The organism is Jeongeupia wiesaeckerbachi (genome assembly GCF_050916355.1).
Lineage (GTDB): Bacteria > Pseudomonadota > Gammaproteobacteria > Burkholderiales > Chitinibacteraceae > Jeongeupia > Jeongeupia wiesaeckerbachi.
The window spans coordinates 1,952,225-1,969,723 of the sequence record NZ_CP136946.1 but is presented as its reverse complement, the minus strand read 5'-3'; the positions used below and the strand labels follow the sequence as shown (position 1 = coordinate 1,969,723).

Sequence of the window (17,499 nt, the reverse complement as noted above, 5' to 3'; positions counted from 1 at the left end):
GTGCGTACAACAGGTTCAAACGATGCGGCATGCGGTCTCGAACGACAGGCGTGGATTGCGCGGATGCAGCTTCTCGCGCTGGCCGTAGCCGAGATTGATCAGGAAGTTCGATCGCCAGCTCGTGCCCGCAAAGAAGGCCGCGTCAACCACCGCATTGTCAAAGCCCGACATCGGCCCGCAATCGAGGCCCAGCGCACGCGCCGCCAGCATCAGATAAGCGCCCTGCAGGCTGCCGTTGCGCAGGCAGGTGGTCTGGATCGCTGCGTCGTTGCCGGCAAACCAGCTGCGGGCGTCGGTATGCGGGAACAGCGTCGGCAGCTCGTCGTAGAAGCTCAGGTCGTGGGCGACGATCACCGTCAGCGGTGCCGCCAGCGTCTTGTCGCGATTGCCTTCGGACAGCGCCGGCGCGAGCTTGGCCTTGGCCTCGGGCGAGCGCACGAACACGAAGCGTGCCGGTGAGCTGTTGGCCGACGTCGGACCGAACTTCAGCAGGTCGTACAGCGCATGGATCGTGGCGTCCTCGACGGCGCGATCGTCAAAATAACTGAAGGTGCGCGCCTCACGGAACAACTGGTCGAGCGCGGCGGTACTCAGTGTCTGGGACATGGTCATTCCTTGCGTTTGAGACGGGCTTCGATCGCGTCGCACAGTTTTTCGAGGATCGTGACGCGGGCATGGTACTTGTTGTTGGCACCGATCAGATGCCACGGCGCATGCGCCGAGCTGGTGCGGTCGATCATGTCGCTGGCGGCGACGATGTAATCGTCCCACTTGTCGCGGTTGCGCCAGTCTTCGTCGGTGATCTTGAAGCGCTTCCATTCGATCGCTTCGCGCTCCTTGAAACGGCGCAGCTGTTCGTCCGGATCGATGGCCAGCCAGAATTTGACCACGACGGTATTGGCCGCGTCGAGCTGCGCCTCGAAGTCGTTGATCTCGCTGTAGGCCCGCATCCAGTCGAACTGGCTGGCAAAGCCCTCGACCCGCTCGACCAGCACCCGGCCATACCAAGAGCGGTCGAAGATCCGCACCTGGCCATGCGGCGGCACATGGCGCCAGAAGCGCCACAGATACGGTTGCGCGCGCTCCTCCTCGGTCGGCGCAGCGATCGGCACGATGCCGTACTGGCGCACGTCGAGCGCCGCGGTAATCCGCCGGATCGCCCCGCCCTTGCCTGCCGCGTCCATGCCCTCGAAGACGGCAACGACGCCCATTTTCTTGAAGCCACGCTTGCGGGTCAGCTGGTTCAGCCGGCCTTGCGCTTCGGCGAGCCGTTTTTCGTAGTCCTTCTTGTCGAGCGCATGCTTGAGTTCGAGCTTGTCGAGCAATCGCACCCCGTCGACCGACGGCAGGAGCGGTGCGGCTTCGCCATAGGGCTGGAATTGCTTGTCGAAGCGCGCGTTCAGCGCATCGAGCAGCTGCTGGCCGACCGAAATCGAGCGGTAGTTGGCATCACCCGCCTCGACGACCCGCCACGGCGCAAACGCCAGATTCGTTCCCTGCAGCATCGGCTGGCAGGCGCCGATGATCTCGTCGTAGTTCTTCAGGAACCAGCGGTCCTCGTCGCCGACGCGCCACGCGGTCAGCGGATCGGACTCGAGCCGGTTCAGGCGTTTCTTCAAATCGGCCTTGGGCAGATGCAGCCAGAACTTCATCAGCAGCACGCCCTCGGAGGCGAGCATGCGCTCGAAGCGGGTGATCTGTTCGATTTCGCGCTGGAAATCGGCCTTGCTGCCGCTGCGCAATGCCTCCCACACCGGGCCAAGGTACCAGCCGCCGAAGAAGATCGCCGCCTTGCCCTTGGGGGGCAATGCCCGCCAGTAACGCCACAGCGGTGGCCGCTCGGCCTCCTCCGCGGTCGGCACGTCGAAAGCGTGGTTCTCGATGTGCCGCGGGTCCATCCATTCGTTGAGCAGGCTGGCCATCTCGCCACGCCCGCCGGTCGGCACGCCGGCAAGCAGGATCACCACCGGGAATTCGCCCTGCTGCTTCAGGCGGAACTGCGCGGCCAGCAAAGCCTCGCGCAATATCGCCTCACGTTCGCGATAGTCGTCCTTGCCGATCTTGTGCCCTAACTTTGCCGATTCGAACATGTACTACCCCCGGTTGCGTCGAAACGCCATTATCGGGCCGAAGCAGGGTGGCGGGGCAAGTCCGTTTCATGTTTGCGACAACAAAAAAAGGAAGCGCACGCGCTTCCCTTTGGCCTGCTTCGGGGCAGGATCAGACCGAGAACGACGATCCGCAGCCGCAGGTCGACTGGGCATTCGGGTTCTTGATCGTGAACTGCGAGCCTTCGAGGCTGTCGACATAGTCGATTTCGGCACCGACCAGGTATTGGTAACTCATCGGATCGACGAGCAGGGTCACGCCGGCCTTGTTCACTTCGGTATCGTCGTCGTTGACGATCTCGTCGAAGGTAAAGCCGTACTGGAAGCCGGAACAGCCGCCGCCGGTCACGAAAACGCGCAGCTTGAGGTCGGGATTCCCTTCCTCGGCGATCAGCTCGGCCACCTTGCTCGCAGCGGCGTCGGTGAACAGGAACGGGCTGGGCATTTCGGTAGTTGCGGTGGTCATCGCATACTCCACATTTAATAGTTGACTAAACAACTAGGATTATCGCGCCGAGGCTACCAGCGGGTCAATCGACACCGTCCGCCACTTCTGCCGGTGTCACCATCCGCGCGCCTTCGAGCGGGATCAGCCGCCCTTCGATGACCGCCCCCGGATGCATTTCCAGCGTCTTGTAGGTCAGGTCGCCATGCACGCGTGCCTTGGGCTGCAGTTCGACGTAGTGGCTGACTTCGATCGGCCCGGCAATTTCACCATTGAGGATCAGATGAGTGGCGCGCACACCACCATCGATCCGCGCCTTTTCCGACACCACCAGCGTGCCGTGCTGCGCGTCGACCGCGACAACGTTGCCGGTCACGATGCCATCGACGCGCAGGCCGCCGGAAAAGCGCAGCTCCCCGTCAAACTGGGTCCCATGGCCGATCAGGCTGTCGATCCGCTGGCTGCCTTTTTTCTTCTTGAACATCACCCCTCCTGATTATTGCAGCTCGCGAGCGGCTGCTTGTCTTTGTCGGCGACGAGTCGGAGCTCGATGCGCTCGACCTTGGCGGCGGCCGGCAAGGCCAACTCGCCTTCGGTGCTGCCATAGTGGCGGAACGCCAGCGGCGCGGGCGCCAGATCGACCCGGCGCCGCGCGTTTCCTTCGCGCAGCACCGCACTGGGCAGCAACTGCCCGGCAAAGGCAGTGTCACGGCCCGCGCCTTGCGTTGCGAGCGCGCGCCAGCGCCAGCGCCCGTCGCCGCGGGGCTCGAAATCGCAGCGCACCAGCTCGGCCGGGCGATTGCGATCGTTCCGGGTCAATAGCGTATCGAAGAACGCCAGTCGCTGCTGCTGTGCCGCCAGCTGTTGTTGCATGCCTGCCAGCTCGGCCGCCAGCCCCTTGCGCGCGGCCTCGCTGACTTCGAGCTGCTGCTGCACTTCGGACGCGGAAGCAGCCAGCGCCGCCCGCTGCGTGCGCCCGGCTTCAAGCGCGGCCAGTTTTTGCGCGGCCTGCCCTTGTGCCAGCTCGCGCCCCTGGCGCTCACCCAGCCAGCCACCGACGACGAAAGCCGCGGCCAGCAGGCCGAGCCCGAGCACCGCACGCCAGATCCTGCCACGCCAGCCAAGCGCCGGACGCAAGGTCAGCGGCGTCGCGGTCAAGCGGGCGCGCCGCAAGCGATACAGGCGCTTGAGCGGCATTTACGGCAGCAGCGGAACGACGTCGAGACCCTGCGTTTCCGGCAGGCCGAACATCAGATTCATCACTTGCACGGCCTGGCCCGAAGCGCCCTTGACGAGGTTGTCCTCGACAACGAGGATCACCAGCAGATCACCGTTGCCGGGGCGGTGCACGGCAATGCGCGCGATGTTCGAGCCGCGTACCGAACGCGTTTCCGGGCACGAACCGGCCGGCAGCACGTCGACGAAGGGCTCGCCGGCAAAGCGGTCTTCGAACAGCTTCTGGAAATCGGTATCGCGGCCTTCGGGCTTGATGCGTGCGTAGATCGTCGAATGAATGCCGCGGATCATCGGCGTCAAATGCGGCACGAAGGTCAGGCTGACCGGCGCGCCGTGGATCGCGCTCAAACCCTGGTTGATTTCAGGCGAATGGCGATGACCCTTGACGCCGTAGGCCTTGAAATTGTCGCTCGACTCGGCGAACAGCGTGCCGACCTCGGCCTTGCGACCGGCACCCGACACGCCCGACTTGCAGTCGGCGATCAGCGTATCGGTTTCGATCAGCTGCTGGCCGTTTTCGAGCAGCGGCAGCAGGCCGAGCTGCACCGACGTCGGGTAGCAGCCGGCCATGCCGATCAGTCTTGCGGCCTTGATCGCATCGCGGTTCACTTCGGCCAGACCGTACACCGCTTCGTCGAGCAGATCGGTACAGCTGTGCTCCATCGCGTACCACTTCTGGAACTCGGCCGGGTCCTTGAGGCGGAAATCAGCGGCCAGATCGATCACCTTGACGCCGGCATCGAGCAGTTCGCGCGCCTGCGCCATGGCGACGCCATGCGGCGTGGCGAAGAACACGACGTCGCAGCCCTTGAGGTTGGCGTCTTCCGGCGTCGAGAACGCCACGTCGACGCGGCCACGCAGGCTCGGAAACATTTCGGCGACTTTCATGCCTGCTTCCTTGCGCGACGTCACCGCTTCGATACGTGCGCCGGCGTGCCCGGCAAGCAAACGCAGCAACTCGACCCCGGTGTAGCCCGTACCGCCGACAATCCCGACCTTGACCATCTCGAACTCCTTGTAAGCAATCGCCAAGATCATAAAACAAAAGCCGCCCGGATGGGCGGCGCTTGACCGGCGCGAACGCCAGATACGACAAAGCCGCCCGGAGGCGGCTTTGGCTGTGCAGACAATCTCGATTAACGCTTCGAGAATTGCTTGCGGCGGCGGGCTTTGTGGAAGCCGACCTTCTTACGTTCCACTTCACGCGCATCGCGGGTCACGAGGCCAGCAGCCTTCAGGGCCGGCTTCAGATCTGCGTTGTAGTCGATCAGTGCACGGGTCACACCGTGACGAACGGCACCGGCTTGACCGGTTTCACCACCACCGTTGACGTTGACGAGGATGTCGAACGCTTCGAGGTTTTCGGTGAGCGCCAGCGGCTGGCGAACGATCATGCGGCTGGTTTCGCGGCTGAAATACTGATCAACCGGCTTGCCATTGACGACGATGTTACCCGAGCCCTTGGCCAGGAACACGCGGGCAACGGCGCTCTTGCGGCGACCGGTACCGTAGTTGTACTTACCTACCATTTTGCTATTCCTTGTTCAGGGCTCAGACTTCAAGCGCTTTAGGCTGCTGCGCGGTATGAGGATGCTCATTACCGGCATACACCTTCATCTTCTTGAGCATTGCGTAGCCCAGAGGGCCCTTCGGCAACATGCCCTTGACGGCTTTTTCCAGCACACGGCCTGGGAACTTATCTTGCATTTCAGTGAATGTGCGCTGATAGATACCGCCCGGGTGACCCGTGTGACGGTAATAAATCTTCGATTGCGCTTTGTCGCCGGTCACGCGCAGCTTGTCTGCGTTCACCACAACGATGTAGTCGCCGCAATCGACGTGCGGGGTGTATTCGGCTTTGTGTTTGCCGCGCAAACGCTTGGCAATTTCAGCCGCAAGGCGACCCAGCACTTTGTCAGTGGCATCAACAACGAGCCACTCGCGCTTCACCTCGTGCGGCTTGGCAGAGAAGGTTTTCATGACTGCTTAGTCCACGTTACGATTTCGAGAAAGTCGCAGATTTTATCCCCCGAAGAAAGAACGTGTCAAACCTAGCGAGCGGGATCTGCCAAAAAAAACGCAATCCGTGAGGATTGCGCATGAATTCCACCAAAGAAGGAGGATGGAGGAGACAACGCCAGGCAAGCCCGACGCCGAGACCCATTCTTGCATGCACACCTGCGGCGAACAAGATGCCAAAAGGGTAAAAATGACATTCGAGTGGTCAGGTAAAACCCCTAAAAGCTGCGCCCAATCAAGCGTTTCACTACAATCTCGGGCTTGGCCAAGTCGGCAAAGCACTCAGGGGAAGGGAAGTCATGAAGGTACGGTTGAAGTGGGTTGAAGCGGTCAGCTTTCTGGCGCAATCGGAGTCCGGTCACGCCGTACTGATGGACGGCCCACCCGAAGGCGGCGGCCGCAACCTCGGCCCGCGGCCGATGGAAATGTTATTAATGGGCATGACCGGCTGCTCGACCTACGATGTCATCCACATCCTCAAGAAAGGCCGCGCCGACGTGCGTGACTGCGTGGTCGAGGTCGATGCCGATCGCGCCGACGTCGATCCAAAGGTGTTCACCAAGATCCACCTGCACTTCATCGTGACCGGCCGCGCGCTCAAGCCGGAGCAGGTCGAACGCGCGATCAAGCTGTCGGCGGAAAAATACTGCTCGGCATCGATCATGCTCGGCCAGATGGCCGAGATCACCCACGACTTCGTGGTCGTCGAAGCCGACTGAGCGACGGCGAAAACGCACGAAAAAGCCGCCCTTGGGCGGCTTTTTTCTTGGTGCGCGCAGTTTATTCCGACGTATCGGGCACGCCGCGCGGCGACAACTCGGCCTGGCTGCGGCGGCCGAAACGCGGTGCATTCTGCTCGCCGTAGATCAGCGTGTACGGCAGGCCGATGACCAGCGCACCGCCGACGATATTGCCTAGTGTGGCCGGAATCAGGTTGGAGACGATGAACTGCCCCCAGCTGATGTCCGCCCCGCCGAGCATCGCCGCCGGGACGATGAACATATTGGCGATGCTGTGCTCCATGCCGAGCGTCACGAAGGCCATCACCGGAAACCAGATGCCGAGCACCCGGCCGAAAGTGTCCTTGGCCGAATAGCCCTGCATCGCGGCGACGCAGACGAGCACATTGGCCAGCACGCCCTTCATGAAGGTCATCATGAACGGATGCGAGGTCTTGCTCTGGGCGATGCCGATCAGATAGGCGGTTGCCGGATCGCCCGGCGTGATCAGATGCGTCAGGTAGACGAGAAAGTACGCCGCGCCGACCGCGCCCAAGAAATTGCCGAAATACGACAGCAACCAGAAGCGAAGCATCTCGCCAACGCCCAGCTCGCCGCGCAGCACCGCCGATGCGCCGAGCGCGCAGTTCGACGTGAACAGGTCGGCGCCGGTCAGCGTCACCGCGATGAAACCGAGCGGGAACAGGGCCCCGAAGATGAATTTCACCAGACCGGGATCGGTCGCGGCCAGGCCGGTGCTGCCGCCGGCAACGATGACCGCAAGGATCGTACCGATGCCGATGAACATACCGCCGAGTACGGCGATACCGAGCAGCCGCCCCGGATGCAGCCGGGCTTTTTCGGCGCCGGCGTGGGCGATGTAACCGACGATCTCCGCCGGGGTGCGTAGCGTGGACGACGAGGTATCGGGAGCAGACATGGCAGGCCTGTGGCAAGGGAACATGACGTCCAGTTATACGCCGCGCCTATCCTGCCGTTTTGGTACAAGTTCCGCCCCGGGCCCCGAATGCCGGCCCGATCTGATCCAGATCAAACGAAGCAGTCCACCCTCGTTCTTTCGGACTAGTTTTGGTGCTTCACGCAAGCAGATTGCCACCGGAACACGGATCAGAAACGGTAACTCAGCGAGGTCATCAGCTTCGAGCTCAAGCCCATCACCGCCTTCAGCGGCAGTGGCAGCTCGGCGGCACCGAGTTCGACCGCCAGATCGGCATGGCCCATTTCATCGTGATACATCTGCTCGACCACGGCGCGGCTCTTGGCATCCTGCGGCGGCAAGGTGCCGAGATGCGCCTGCAGGTGCGCGCCGACCTGGCGCTCGGTCTCGGCCAGAAAACCGAGGTTCCAGCGATCGCCGACGAGGCCGGCGGTGACGCCGATCGCCAGGCTGCCGGCGTACCACAGCGGGTTCAGCAGACTGCGATGGCTACCGAGTGCCTCGATCCGCCGTTCGGTCCACGCCAGGTGCTCGACCTCTTCCTGCGCGGCCTGCCGCAGCGCGTCGCGGTTGGCCGGATCGCGCGCGGTCAGCGCCTGCCCCTGATACAGCGCCTGCGCGCAGATCTCGCCGCTGTGGTTGACCCGCATCAGCCCGGCGGCATGGCGCTTTTCCGCCTCGTCGAGTTCGGCCTCGTCGATATGCGCATCCGGATGAGCGCGACCGCTGGTGGCCGGCGCCGCGAGCGTGCGCAAGACGGTGTCGAATTCGGTCACGACAGCATCGAGACCGGGCAGCCTGGGCAAGGCGGGCAATTTGAACATGGGCTTCTCCTTGGCGCCGATTTTACTATTTATCCGCGTGCTATGATTCGGCGGATTTTCACCGCCACCGATACGGATCCGAACACGATGAAAAAAATCTTCGCCGCCGCGGCGCTGAGCCTTGCCGCGATGTCCGCCTTCGCCGCCAACCCGCAGGTCGAACTTGTGACCAACAAGGGCAAGGTCGTGCTCGAACTGTATCCGGACAAGGCGCCGGCGACCGTCGCCAACTTCCTGCAGTACGTGAAGGACAAGCATTACGACGGCACGGTGTTCCACCGCGTCGTTGCCGACTTCGTCGTCCAGGGCGGCGGCTTCGACACCAAGGGCAACCAGAAGCCGACGCGCGCGCCGATCAAGAACGAAGCGCAGGCCGCCTTCAAGGCCGGGCTGAAGAACGACCGCGGCATGCTGGCGATGGCGCGCACCGCCGATCCGAATTCGGCGTCGAGCCAGTTCTACGTCAATCTGAAGAACAACGATTTCCTCAACTGGCCGGGCCGTGATGGCGCCGGCTACGCGGTGTTCGGCAAGGTCGTCGCCGGGATGGACGTCGTCGACAAGATCGGCGCGGTCAAGACCATGCCGGGCGACGCACCGGCCGATCCGATCGTGCTGGAGTCGGCCCGTGAACTGCCGGCCGGCAACGCTGCCAAATAAGACAACCGTTTTCAATATCAACGACAAAGGATCAATCATGACCCAAGTAAAACTGAGCACCAGCGCCGGCGACATCGTTCTCGAACTCGACGAAGTCAAGGCGCCGATCACCGTCGCCAACTTCGTCCAGTACGTGAAGGACGGTCACTACGACAACACCGTGTTCCACCGCGTGATCAACGATTTCATGGTCCAGGGCGGCGGCTTTGCCCCGGGCATGAAGCAGAAAGACACCCGTGACAACATCAAGAACGAAGCCGACAACGGCCTGAAGAACGACGCCTACACCGTCGCGATGGCACGCACGCCCGAGCCGCATTCGGCATCGGCGCAGTTCTTCATCAACGTCGCCAACAACGACTTCCTCAACTTCCGCGCACCGACGCCGCAAGGCTACGGCTACGCCGTGTTCGGCAAGGTTGTCGAGGGCAAGGACGTCGTCGACGCGATCAAGAGCGTGAAGACCGGCAACAACGGCTTCCATCAGGACGTGCCGAAGGAAGACGTGCTGATCATCAAGGCCGAAGTGCTCGGCTAAGCGTCACGCCCGCGACCACGCCGCCCTGACCGGGCGGCGTTGTTGCATCTGGCCGCCCCGCAATGTCTCCCGCCTGGCTCTGGCAAGCTCCCAGCTTCATGCTCCTGTCCGGCGGCATGCTGATGGTGGCGCTCGCGCTCTGGATCGCACTCCGTCCGGCCTTCGCCGGCCGCGCGGCCTTTGTCGGCATGCAGCTGACGCTGGCATGGTGGTGCGGCATGGCAGCGCTCGAATACGCCAGTACGCTGCCGGCGCTCAAGGCCGGACTCGCCCGCTGGACCTGGCCGGCGATCGTGCTCGGCCCGACGTTCTGGCTGCTGTTTGCCCTGCGTTACCTGTACGGCCACGGCGCACCGCTCGGCTGGCGCGGCCATGCGCTGGCGTGGAGCATGCCGCTGCTGATCAGCGTGCTGGCGGTCACCGACGACTTGCATCACGGGCTATACCGCGCCTACGTGCCGATCCGTGCCGGCCTCGACAGCCAGTTGCACTACTTTCCCGGCCCGGTGTTCTACTTCGGCGCGCTTTACCTCTACCTGCTGATGCTCGGCGCGCTGACGCTGACGCTGCTGAGCCTGAGTCGTTGCGCCCGCGCCTACCGCAAGCAGTACCTCGGTTTCGTGCTGGCATCACTGCCGCCGTGGATCGCCAACGTCGGCTACGTCACCCAGACGTGGACGCTGTTCGACTTCGACCCGACACCGTTCGCGCTGACGCTGACCTGCCTGATTTTCGCGTGGCTGATCCGTCACGGCCGGCTGTTCGACCTGATCCCGATCGCCCGCACGCTGCTGCTCGACGCCCTGCCCGATCCGGTGCTGGTGCTCGACCGGCGTCTGCGCATCGTCGAAGCCAATCCGGTGGCGCGGCGCTGGCTCGGGGATGAACCGATCGGCCGGCCGTTGAGCGACTGGCCCTGGCTGGCCGAAGGGCTCGCGCATGGCCACCAGTCGGTCCTGCATCACGACGAACACGATTTCGAACTGAGCCGCCAGCCGCTCGGCAAGCCGGCGCAGCCAGCCGGCGAACTCGTGCTGCTGCGCGACATCAGCCATCGCATCCGCATCGAACATGCGCTCTCGAGCGCAATGACCGTGCTCGAAACCCAGCTCAGCACCAACCAGCAATTGCAGCAGCGCCTGCACGACGCCGCGATCCGCGATCCGCTGACCGACAGCTACAACCGGCGCTTTCTGGCCGAAGTCGGGCCGCGCGAACTCTCGCACGCCATGCGCACCGGCCAGCCACTGGCGCTGGTGATGATCGATTTCGACCATTTCAAGGCGCTGAACGACAACGATGGTCACGCCGTCGGCGACGCCGCGCTGATCGCCTTCGCCCGGTGCTGGCAGCAGCACGGCCGGCACGACGACTACTGCTTCCGCTACGGCGGCGAGGAGTGGCTGTTGCTGCTGTCCGCCTGCACGGCGGCGCAGGCGGCCATGCGCATCGACGCATTGCGACAGGCCTACGCCGCCCTGCCAATCGGCCCGCAGCGGCGCAGCCAGACCTTCTCCGCCGGCATTGCCACCTTTCCGGCCGATGGTCATGACCTGGCCGCGCTCAGCGCCGCCGCCGACGCGGCGCTGTACCATGCCAAGGCAACGGGACGAAACCGCGTGCAGACCACCGCCGCGCCGGTCGCCGTCGCGTCACCGTCACCCCACAGCGAAACCGATGCCTGATCCCGTCCTGCTGATTTCAGACCTGCACCTGTCCCCGGCCGACCCGGCGACGGTCGACGCTTTCGGCCGCTTCGTCGCCGGCCCGGCCCGGCGCGCCCAGGCCTTGTACATCCTCGGCGACTTGTTCGAAGTCTGGATCGGTGACGATCAGCTCGGCGAGCCGTTCTACGCCGCGCGCGCGGCGGAGCTGCGCGCGCTCGCGGCCACCGGCGTCGCGGTGTACTTCATGGCCGGCAACCGCGACTTCCTGTGCGGCAAGCGCTTTGCCCACGATGCCGGGCTGACACTGATCGCCGATCCGCTGGCCATCGCGCCCTTTGGCGACACACTGCTGCTTGCCCACGGCGACGCCTACTGCACCGACGACGTCGACTACCAGCGCTTCCGCCGCATCGTGCGCAATCCGCTGGTGCAATGGCTGTGGCGCCGGCTGCCCTATCGCTGGCGCAACCGCGAAGCCGCCAAATTGCGGGAAAAATCGACGGCGATGAACCGGCGCAAGGCGGAGGCCATCATGGACGTCAACGATGGCGCCGTCGCCACGGCGATGCGCACGGCCGGCGTCGCCACGCTGATCCACGGCCACACGCACCGGCCGGCGCGGCATCGCGGCACCCATGGCACACGGTGGGTACTGCCCGACTGGCATGCCGGCGAGGGTGGTTATCTGCGTATCGACGCCGATGGCATCGCGATGTTCACGCTCGCCGACACACCGTTTCCGGGCACGACAGACTGACTTCGGCGCGCGCCGCGATCAGGGCGCGACCTCGACACGGACCCAGACCGTATAGCGGCTCGTGGATTGGGCCGATGCCCCCAGCCCTGCGCCACTCGCCTGCTGTGTCGACTCGCCGACCGGCAGCCATTCGCCGAGTGCACCGGCCACTTCGCTGTAGATTTCACGACTGGCGATGCTGCCATCGGCATTGAAACGGCTGCTCTGCGGATACAGGCGCAACCGCACTTGGCTGCCGAGCATTTGCGGCGCCACCCAGAAGCCGGTGCCGGCCGACTGCCACGCGCCGCCATACGTCGCGATGCGGTAGCCGGGGCGGAAGGCAAACGACAGCGTCGGCACAAAGCGCGATTCGCCGAGCGAAATCATCGCCCGGCCGCCGTCCATCGTCGCCACCTGTTGCAGCGCACTGCGCGTGCCGCTCGCCTGCGTCGCGCCCAGCCGGACGGCAGCGGCGCTGCCGCGATTGGAGAGGGTGACCGCCGCGTCGGCATCGACGCTGCTTTGCGCGCCGGATTCACGCTGCTCAACCGTCACCGTCAGCCGCTGTGTCTTCGTGTCCAGCCGTTCGAGCAGTGCCGCGATCCTGGCCAGCGTCTCGGCATCGGGCGCGCGAACGATCAGTTGATCGTAAAAACCGGAAATCCCGGCGTCGGGAAACGCCTGCTGCAATGCAGGGACGATCTCGGCGGCCGGCTTGTGCCGCAGCGGCAGCGTGTCGACGACGTCGGCCAGCGCCGGCCCGGCCAGCGCGACGAGCAGCAGCGCAAGCGCGCGCATCGCGTTCTCAGCGGCCCCAGGGGCCGGAAACGGTCGAGCGGCGTTCGAGCAGGCATACCGCCTGCGCCTCGACCGCTTCGGATGCGCCGACCGGACCGAGCTTCTCGTAGGTCTTGGCCTTGACGTTGACGTCGACGGTCTCGATGCCGAGGTCGGCGGCGATATTGGCGACCATCTGCGGAATGTGCGGCGCCATCTTCGGCTGCTGGATCAGGATGCTGGCGTCGACATTACCGACGCGCCAGCCGGCCTCGGCCACGCGCCGCACCGCTTCGCGCAGCAGCACGCGGCTGTCGGCGCCCTTGAATTCGACCGCGGTATCGGGGAAATGCCGGCCGATATCGCCGAGCCCGGCGGCGCCGAGGACCGCGTCGGTGATCGCGTGCAACAAGGCGTCGGCGTCCGAATGGCCCAGGAGGCCCTTGTCGAATGGAATCGTCACGCCGCCGAGGATCAGCGGTCGGCCCTCGACCAGACGATGTACGTCCCACCCCTGGCCGATTCTCATGCTGCGTCTCCGTGGGCGACCAGCGCGGCAATCGCTTCCAGCTCGCGTGCGTCGATGTCGTCGAATTCGTTCAAGCGCTCGCTGTCGATGTCGAGCACGCCGATCACGTCGCCATAGCTGTCGCGCAGCGGCACGACGATTTCCGAGCGCGACGCCGACGAGCAGGCGATGTGGCCGGGAAAGGCGTCGACGTCGGGGACGACCAGCGTTTCATTCCGCGCCCACGCGCTGCCGCACACGCCGCGACCATGGGCGATCCGGAAGCACGCCACCGGCCCCTGAAAGGGTCCGAGCACCAGTTGTTCATCGTCGATCAGGTAGAAGCCGACCCACAGCCAGTCGAACGTCTGCTTGAGCGCGGCGGCGGTATTGGCCAAACGCGCGGTCCGGTTCGGCTCGCCGGCCAGCAGCGCCGCCAGCTGGCCGCGCAACGACGCGTAACGGGCGGCCTTGTCGCCGCCTTCGATGATCAGGGTTTCGGCCATCGCTCAGTCCTCCCTCGCCGCCAGAATCAGACTGGCGAGCTGCAAATCGTGCGGATACGTCACCTTGAGGTTCCACGGGCTGCCCATCAGCAGCCGGGGTGATTCGCCCTGCTTTTCCAGCGCGCTCGCCTCGTCGGTGATGTCCGGGCCCATGCCGGTTTCCAGCGCCCCCGCCAGCATCGCCAGCCGGAACATCTGCGGCGTCTGCGCCTGCCACAGCCCGGCGCGCGACGTCGTTTCGGCGATGCGCGTGTCGCCACTTGCCTGCTTCAGCGTATCGGCAACCGGCAGCGCAAGAATGCCGCCGACCGGGTCGTCGGCCAGCGTGTCTATCATGCCGCCGACCTGCGCCGGATCGACGCACGGTCGCGCCGCGTCGTGGACCAGCACCCAGGTGTCCGACGCGGTAAACAGCGACAGCGCCTGCAGGCCGTTCAGCACCGATTCGGCGCGGCTGTCACCGCCGCAACGCATCACCACCAGCCGGCCAAAATCCTGCCAGTCGTAGCCGTCCCACCATTCATCTTCGGCCGAAATCACCACGAAAATGCGTTCCAGCGCCGCAACGGCGTGCAGCGCGGTCAGCGTGTGCCAGATCAGCGGTTTGCCGAGCAGGTCGAGGTACTGTTTCGGCGTATCGCTCGCCATGCGGCTGCCGCTGCCGGCCGCCGGTACCAGCGCGATCGCGCCCATCATTGCGCTCCGGCCGCGGTCAGTTCACGCCACAGGCAGGTGCCCTTGACCGATTTGTCGAGCACGTCGAGATAGGCCTCGTGCTGCGCCAGATCGTCGGCCGGCACACCGGCGGCGATCAGCGGCTTGCGCGGTCGGCCCTGGCTGAACGACGCGGCGTCGGCGGCGGCGTCGCCGCTGCTGGCGAAATCGATCAGCAGGCTGTCCTGGCCTCGCGTCAGTGCGAGGTAGACCTCGGCGAGCAGCTCGCAGTCGATCAGCGCGCCGTGTAGCGTCCGGCCGCTGCGGTCGATCTCGAAGCGGTCGCACAGCGCGTCGAGGCTGTTGCGCTTGCCCGGGAACGTGTCCTTGGCCATTTTCAGCGTGTCGATCACGCCCGACACATAGTCGGTGATCGGACCGTGGCCGAGCTTGCCCAGCTCCATGTTCAGGTAGCCGACGTCGAATGGCGCGTTGTGGATGATCAGCTCGGCACCTTCGACAAAGCGCAGGAAGTCGTCGGCGATTGCGGCGAACTTCGGCTTGTCGGCGAGGAATTCGGTCGTCAGACCGTGGACGTTCAGCGCGCCCTCTTCCGAGTCGCGTCCCGGATTGATGTAGCGGTGCAGGTGGCGGTCGGCGCTGGACAGCTTGCGGTCGATCATTTCGACCGCGGCGATTTCAAGGATGCGGTTGCCGTCCTCGACGCGCAGACCGGTGGTTTCGGTATCGAGAATGATCTGCCGCATCAGGCACTCCCGAGCGCGATGTCGACGCCGCGATTGGCAAGCTGGTCGGCGCGCTCGTTGAATTCATGGCCGGCATGGCCCTTGACCCAGTGCCAGCTGACCGCGTGGCGGGCGACTTCGGCGTCGAGCTGCTGCCACAGGTCGGCATTCTTCACCGGTTTCTTGTCGGCAGTTTTCCAGCCGTTCTTCTTCCAGTTGTGGATCCAGCTCTCGATGCCGTTCTTCACGTACTGCGAGTCGGTCCACAGCACGACCGCGCACGGCCGCTTGAGGATGGCCAGCGCCTCGATCACCGCGGTCAGCTCCATGCGGTTATTGGTCGTATCGCGCTCGCCGCCACAGAGCTCCTTCTCCTGCGCGCCGTACTGCAGCAGGGCGCCCCAGCCACCGGGGCCGGGGTTGCCTTTGCAGGCGCCATCGGTATAAATCGTAACTGTTGTCATATCTTGCGAAGGCCCGGCATGCGCGCCCTCTTATTCCTTTTGTGTATCGCCTCGGCCCAGGCCGCGACGTTCTGTCCCTACAAACTGCCCGGCAACGACAAGAGCGAACGCTGGGTCAATCTGACGGTGGTGCAATACGTCGAACTCTCCGACACCGAAGCCCACCTGATTTTTGGTGGCGGCAACCTCGGCAGCGGTCATGACGTGAAAATTCCGCTCAAAAGCCGTGACGACGGCCAGAAGCTGCTGCGGGATCTGGTCGAAACCTCGCGCCGTTGCGATCCGTCGCAACCCTGAGATACCGGTCACCGCTGCGCTCACTTGCAACGGTCTTTGGCAGCCTGCTGCCGCAAACGTTCGATCAGCGCGACCTGATCGATCGCGGCGGCCGGTTTGGCCTTGGGCACGACCACCTTGCCGCGCCACGCCGGGCCGATCACCCGCATGCCGCGGACCCGCTTGACCGCGTCGAGGCAGTAGATGCCGCCGGCCGCCGGCCACCAGCGATCGCCGGCGTTGTCGAACAGGTGACCGCGCGCAATCCAGCGCTCGTGCTGCACCGGCAGGCCGTAGCAAAGGAAGTCGCCACGCACCGTTTCCAGGCCGAGCAGCTTGAGCCAGTCCTTGAGCCGCGGCAACGCGACAAAGTGGCCGCTCCACGGCGCATCGTCGCGGTTGCGCCATTTGCGCAGGCCCCACAGGCTCCACGGGTTGAAACCGGTCACCAGCAGACGCCCCTCCGGCACCAGCACCCGCTCGACTTCGCGCAGCACCGCGTGCGGATCGGCGCAGAAATCAAGCACATGCGGCAAGGCCAGCAAGTCGAGCGACTGGTTGGCGAACGGCAGCTGCTCCGGCACGCAATGCAAAGTGCAACCGGCGCTGCGCCCGGCGATGGTCCGCCATGACATCCGGTTGGTCGCCAGCGCATCGAGCTGCGGCAGTTCAAGCTGCACGGCCTTGTAGCCGAACAGGTCGGCGGCGGTCCGCGCATACCAGCTGCGCTCCTGCCGCGCGACGTCCTGCCCTAGCGGCGTCGCCAGCCAGTCGGCAAAATGGTCGAACGATGTACTGCAGTCCACGAGCCCCGTCATGCTGAAACTCATCCCGTTACCGATCTTCGACGACAATTATATCTGGGTTTTGCACGACCACCGGCGCGCACTGGCCGTTGATCCGGGTCTGGCCGCGCCGCTCGAAGACTTCCTGGCCGCGCAAGGCCTGCAACTGAGCGCGCTGCTCGTCACCCACCACCACCACGACCATACCGGTGGATTGGCCGAACTGCTCGCATCCCGCCCCGATCTGCCGGTCTATGGCCCGGCCCGCATCGCCGCCGTCAATCGGCCGCTGGACGGTGGAGAGACGATCACGGTCCTCGATCAGGCGTTCGAGGTCATCGCGGTGCCGGGTCATACGCTCGACCATCTTGCCTACCATGCCGCGCCGTGGCTGTTCTGCGGCGACACGCTGTTCGCCGCCGGCTGCGGCCGGCTGTTTGAAGGTACGCCGACGCAGATGCACGCCTCACTTGCCAGGCTGGGTGCGCTGCCGGCCGACACGCTGGTGTGCTGTACACACGAATACACGCTGTCTAACCTGAAATTTGCCAGGGCAGTCGAACCGGGGAATGCCGCGCTTCGCGAACGCGAGGTGACCGAGCAGGCCAGACGTGCACAGGGACTGCCAACCCTGCCGAGCAATATGGCGCTGGAACGGGCGACCAACCCCTACCTGCGCTGTAGCGAACCCGGCGTGATTGGAGCAGCCCGACATCATGGCGCGACCGACGACACCGAGCCCGAGGTATTTGCAGCGATCCGTCGCTGGAAGGACCATTTCTAACCGCCCAGCGCCAGATCAAACGCTTGCGTTGACACGTTCAACGGGGGTCGGCACCATCGCGCCACTGATTAAAAAACGAGCGCGTC

24 protein-coding genes are annotated in these 17,499 nt (G+C 64.7%); 7 read left to right on the top strand and 17 right to left on the bottom strand.

Annotated elements, in window-relative coordinates:
- Positions 1-15 precede the first annotated feature (15 nt).
- From R0382_RS09570 to rplM, 8 genes are all read right to left on the bottom strand, one after another.
- Positions 16-606, bottom strand: a complete 591-nt coding sequence (locus R0382_RS09570) for a malonic semialdehyde reductase (RefSeq protein WP_432719348.1) — start codon at positions 604-606, stop codon at positions 16-18.
- 2 nt (positions 607-608) lie between these two features.
- The gene (gene pap, locus R0382_RS09565; RefSeq protein ID WP_432719347.1) at positions 609-2,090 is read right to left on the bottom strand and encodes a polyphosphate:AMP phosphotransferase; all 1,482 of its coding nucleotides are present in this window, start codon (positions 2,088-2,090) and stop codon (positions 609-611) included.
- A gap of 130 nt (positions 2,091-2,220) precedes the next feature.
- Positions 2,221-2,553, bottom strand: coding sequence for an iron-sulfur cluster insertion protein ErpA (gene erpA, locus R0382_RS09560; protein ID WP_432724146.1), 333 nt, complete (start codon positions 2,551-2,553; stop codon positions 2,221-2,223).
- A gap of 85 nt (positions 2,554-2,638) precedes the next feature.
- Positions 2,639-3,037, bottom strand: a complete 399-nt coding sequence (locus R0382_RS09555; RefSeq protein ID WP_432719346.1) for a bactofilin family protein — start codon at positions 3,035-3,037, stop codon at positions 2,639-2,641.
- A complete protein-coding gene (locus tag R0382_RS09550; RefSeq protein WP_432719344.1) occupies positions 3,037-3,750 on the bottom strand; it encodes a DUF6776 family protein in 714 nt (237 codons plus the stop codon). The genes R0382_RS09555 and R0382_RS09550 overlap by 1 nt, the downstream gene beginning before the upstream one ends.
- The gene (gene argC / locus R0382_RS09545) at positions 3,751-4,794 is read right to left on the bottom strand and encodes an N-acetyl-gamma-glutamyl-phosphate reductase (RefSeq protein ID WP_432724145.1); all 1,044 of its coding nucleotides are present in this window, start codon (positions 4,792-4,794) and stop codon (positions 3,751-3,753) included.
- A gap of 131 nt (positions 4,795-4,925) precedes the next feature.
- A complete protein-coding gene (gene rpsI / locus R0382_RS09540; protein ID WP_432719343.1) occupies positions 4,926-5,318 on the bottom strand; it encodes a 30S ribosomal protein S9 in 393 nt (130 codons plus the stop codon).
- A 22-nt stretch (positions 5,319-5,340) separates the two neighbouring features.
- Complete coding sequence (rplM, locus tag R0382_RS09535) at positions 5,341-5,769, bottom strand: 50S ribosomal protein L13 (protein ID WP_432719342.1); 429 nt, start codon at positions 5,767-5,769, stop codon at positions 5,341-5,343.
- A 338-nt stretch (positions 5,770-6,107) separates the two neighbouring features.
- On the opposite strand from rplM, the gene R0382_RS09530 reads away from it, so the two are divergent.
- Positions 6,108-6,527, top strand: coding sequence for an OsmC family protein (locus tag R0382_RS09530; protein ID WP_432719340.1), 420 nt, complete (start codon positions 6,108-6,110; stop codon positions 6,525-6,527).
- A 61-nt stretch (positions 6,528-6,588) separates the two neighbouring features.
- On the opposite strand, the gene R0382_RS09525 is transcribed toward R0382_RS09530, so the two are convergent.
- Together R0382_RS09525 and coq7 are read right to left on the bottom strand one after the other, a co-directional pair.
- The gene (locus R0382_RS09525) at positions 6,589-7,467 is read right to left on the bottom strand and encodes a formate/nitrite transporter family protein (protein WP_432719338.1); all 879 of its coding nucleotides are present in this window, start codon (positions 7,465-7,467) and stop codon (positions 6,589-6,591) included.
- A gap of 188 nt (positions 7,468-7,655) precedes the next feature.
- The gene (gene coq7, locus R0382_RS09520) at positions 7,656-8,309 is read right to left on the bottom strand and encodes a 2-polyprenyl-3-methyl-6-methoxy-1,4-benzoquinone monooxygenase (RefSeq protein WP_432719337.1); all 654 of its coding nucleotides are present in this window, start codon (positions 8,307-8,309) and stop codon (positions 7,656-7,658) included.
- Between the two features lie 87 nt (positions 8,310-8,396).
- On the opposite strand from coq7, the gene R0382_RS09515 reads away from it, so the two are divergent.
- The 4 genes from R0382_RS09515 to R0382_RS09500 all read left to right on the top strand — a co-directional run bounded on the left by R0382_RS09515 (position 8,397) and on the right by R0382_RS09500 (position 11,931).
- Positions 8,397-8,969 carry a peptidylprolyl isomerase gene (locus R0382_RS09515; protein WP_432719336.1) on the top strand — a complete coding sequence of 191 codons (573 nt, stop codon included), beginning with the start codon at positions 8,397-8,399 and terminating at the stop codon, positions 8,967-8,969.
- A gap of 37 nt (positions 8,970-9,006) precedes the next feature.
- Positions 9,007-9,507, top strand: coding sequence for a peptidylprolyl isomerase (locus R0382_RS09510; RefSeq protein ID WP_432719334.1), 501 nt, complete (start codon positions 9,007-9,009; stop codon positions 9,505-9,507).
- Between the two features lie 62 nt (positions 9,508-9,569).
- Positions 9,570-11,192: a histidine kinase N-terminal 7TM domain-containing diguanylate cyclase gene (locus tag R0382_RS09505; RefSeq protein ID WP_432719333.1), complete on the top strand. Its 1,623-nt coding sequence runs from the start codon at positions 9,570-9,572 to the stop codon at positions 11,190-11,192.
- Positions 11,185-11,931 carry a UDP-2,3-diacylglucosamine diphosphatase gene (locus R0382_RS09500; RefSeq protein ID WP_432719332.1) on the top strand — a complete coding sequence of 249 codons (747 nt, stop codon included), beginning with the start codon at positions 11,185-11,187 and terminating at the stop codon, positions 11,929-11,931. Before R0382_RS09505 ends, R0382_RS09500 begins: the two co-directional genes overlap by 8 nt.
- Before the next feature lie 18 nt (positions 11,932-11,949).
- Here the strand turns inward: R0382_RS09500 and R0382_RS09495 are convergent, their stop codons facing one another.
- Genes R0382_RS09495 through rnhA form a run of 6 tightly spaced genes read right to left on the bottom strand, consistent with a single transcriptional unit; the run spans position 11,950 to position 15,568 of the window.
- Positions 11,950-12,711, bottom strand: coding sequence for a hypothetical protein (locus R0382_RS09495; protein ID WP_432719330.1), 762 nt, complete (start codon positions 12,709-12,711; stop codon positions 11,950-11,952).
- Positions 12,712-12,718: 7 nt separating this feature from the next.
- Entirely contained in the window at positions 12,719-13,219 is a 501-nt protein-coding gene (gene ispF / locus R0382_RS09490; protein ID WP_432719329.1) for a 2-C-methyl-D-erythritol 2,4-cyclodiphosphate synthase, read from the bottom strand.
- Positions 13,216-13,704 (bottom strand): GAF domain-containing protein, encoded by a 489-nt coding sequence (locus R0382_RS09485; protein WP_432719328.1) that lies wholly within the window; start codon positions 13,702-13,704, stop codon positions 13,216-13,218. Before R0382_RS09485 ends, ispF begins: the two co-directional genes overlap by 4 nt.
- Positions 13,705-13,707: 3 nt before the next feature.
- Positions 13,708-14,400: a 2-C-methyl-D-erythritol 4-phosphate cytidylyltransferase gene (ispD, locus tag R0382_RS09480; protein ID WP_432719327.1), complete on the bottom strand. Its 693-nt coding sequence runs from the start codon at positions 14,398-14,400 to the stop codon at positions 13,708-13,710.
- Positions 14,397-15,125, bottom strand: coding sequence for a DNA polymerase III subunit epsilon (gene dnaQ, locus R0382_RS09475; RefSeq protein ID WP_432719326.1), 729 nt, complete (start codon positions 15,123-15,125; stop codon positions 14,397-14,399). Before dnaQ ends, ispD begins: the two co-directional genes overlap by 4 nt.
- Positions 15,125-15,568, bottom strand: a complete 444-nt coding sequence (gene rnhA / locus R0382_RS09470) for a ribonuclease HI (RefSeq protein ID WP_432719325.1) — start codon at positions 15,566-15,568, stop codon at positions 15,125-15,127. The genes dnaQ and rnhA overlap by 1 nt, the downstream gene beginning before the upstream one ends.
- Before the next feature lie 18 nt (positions 15,569-15,586).
- On the opposite strand from rnhA, the gene R0382_RS09465 reads away from it, so the two are divergent.
- Entirely contained in the window at positions 15,587-15,865 is a 279-nt protein-coding gene (locus tag R0382_RS09465) for a hypothetical protein (RefSeq protein ID WP_432719324.1), read from the top strand.
- 20 nt (positions 15,866-15,885) lie between these two features.
- Here the strand turns inward: R0382_RS09465 and R0382_RS09460 are convergent, their stop codons facing one another.
- The gene (locus tag R0382_RS09460) at positions 15,886-16,662 is read right to left on the bottom strand and encodes a class I SAM-dependent methyltransferase (protein WP_432719323.1); all 777 of its coding nucleotides are present in this window, start codon (positions 16,660-16,662) and stop codon (positions 15,886-15,888) included.
- On the opposite strand from R0382_RS09460, the gene gloB reads away from it, so the two are divergent.
- Positions 16,661-17,413, top strand: a complete 753-nt coding sequence (gloB, locus tag R0382_RS09455) for a hydroxyacylglutathione hydrolase (RefSeq protein ID WP_432719322.1) — start codon at positions 16,661-16,663, stop codon at positions 17,411-17,413. The two genes, R0382_RS09460 and gloB, sit on opposite strands and share 2 nt — an antisense overlap.
- The last annotated feature ends 86 nt before the right edge of the window (positions 17,414-17,499 follow it).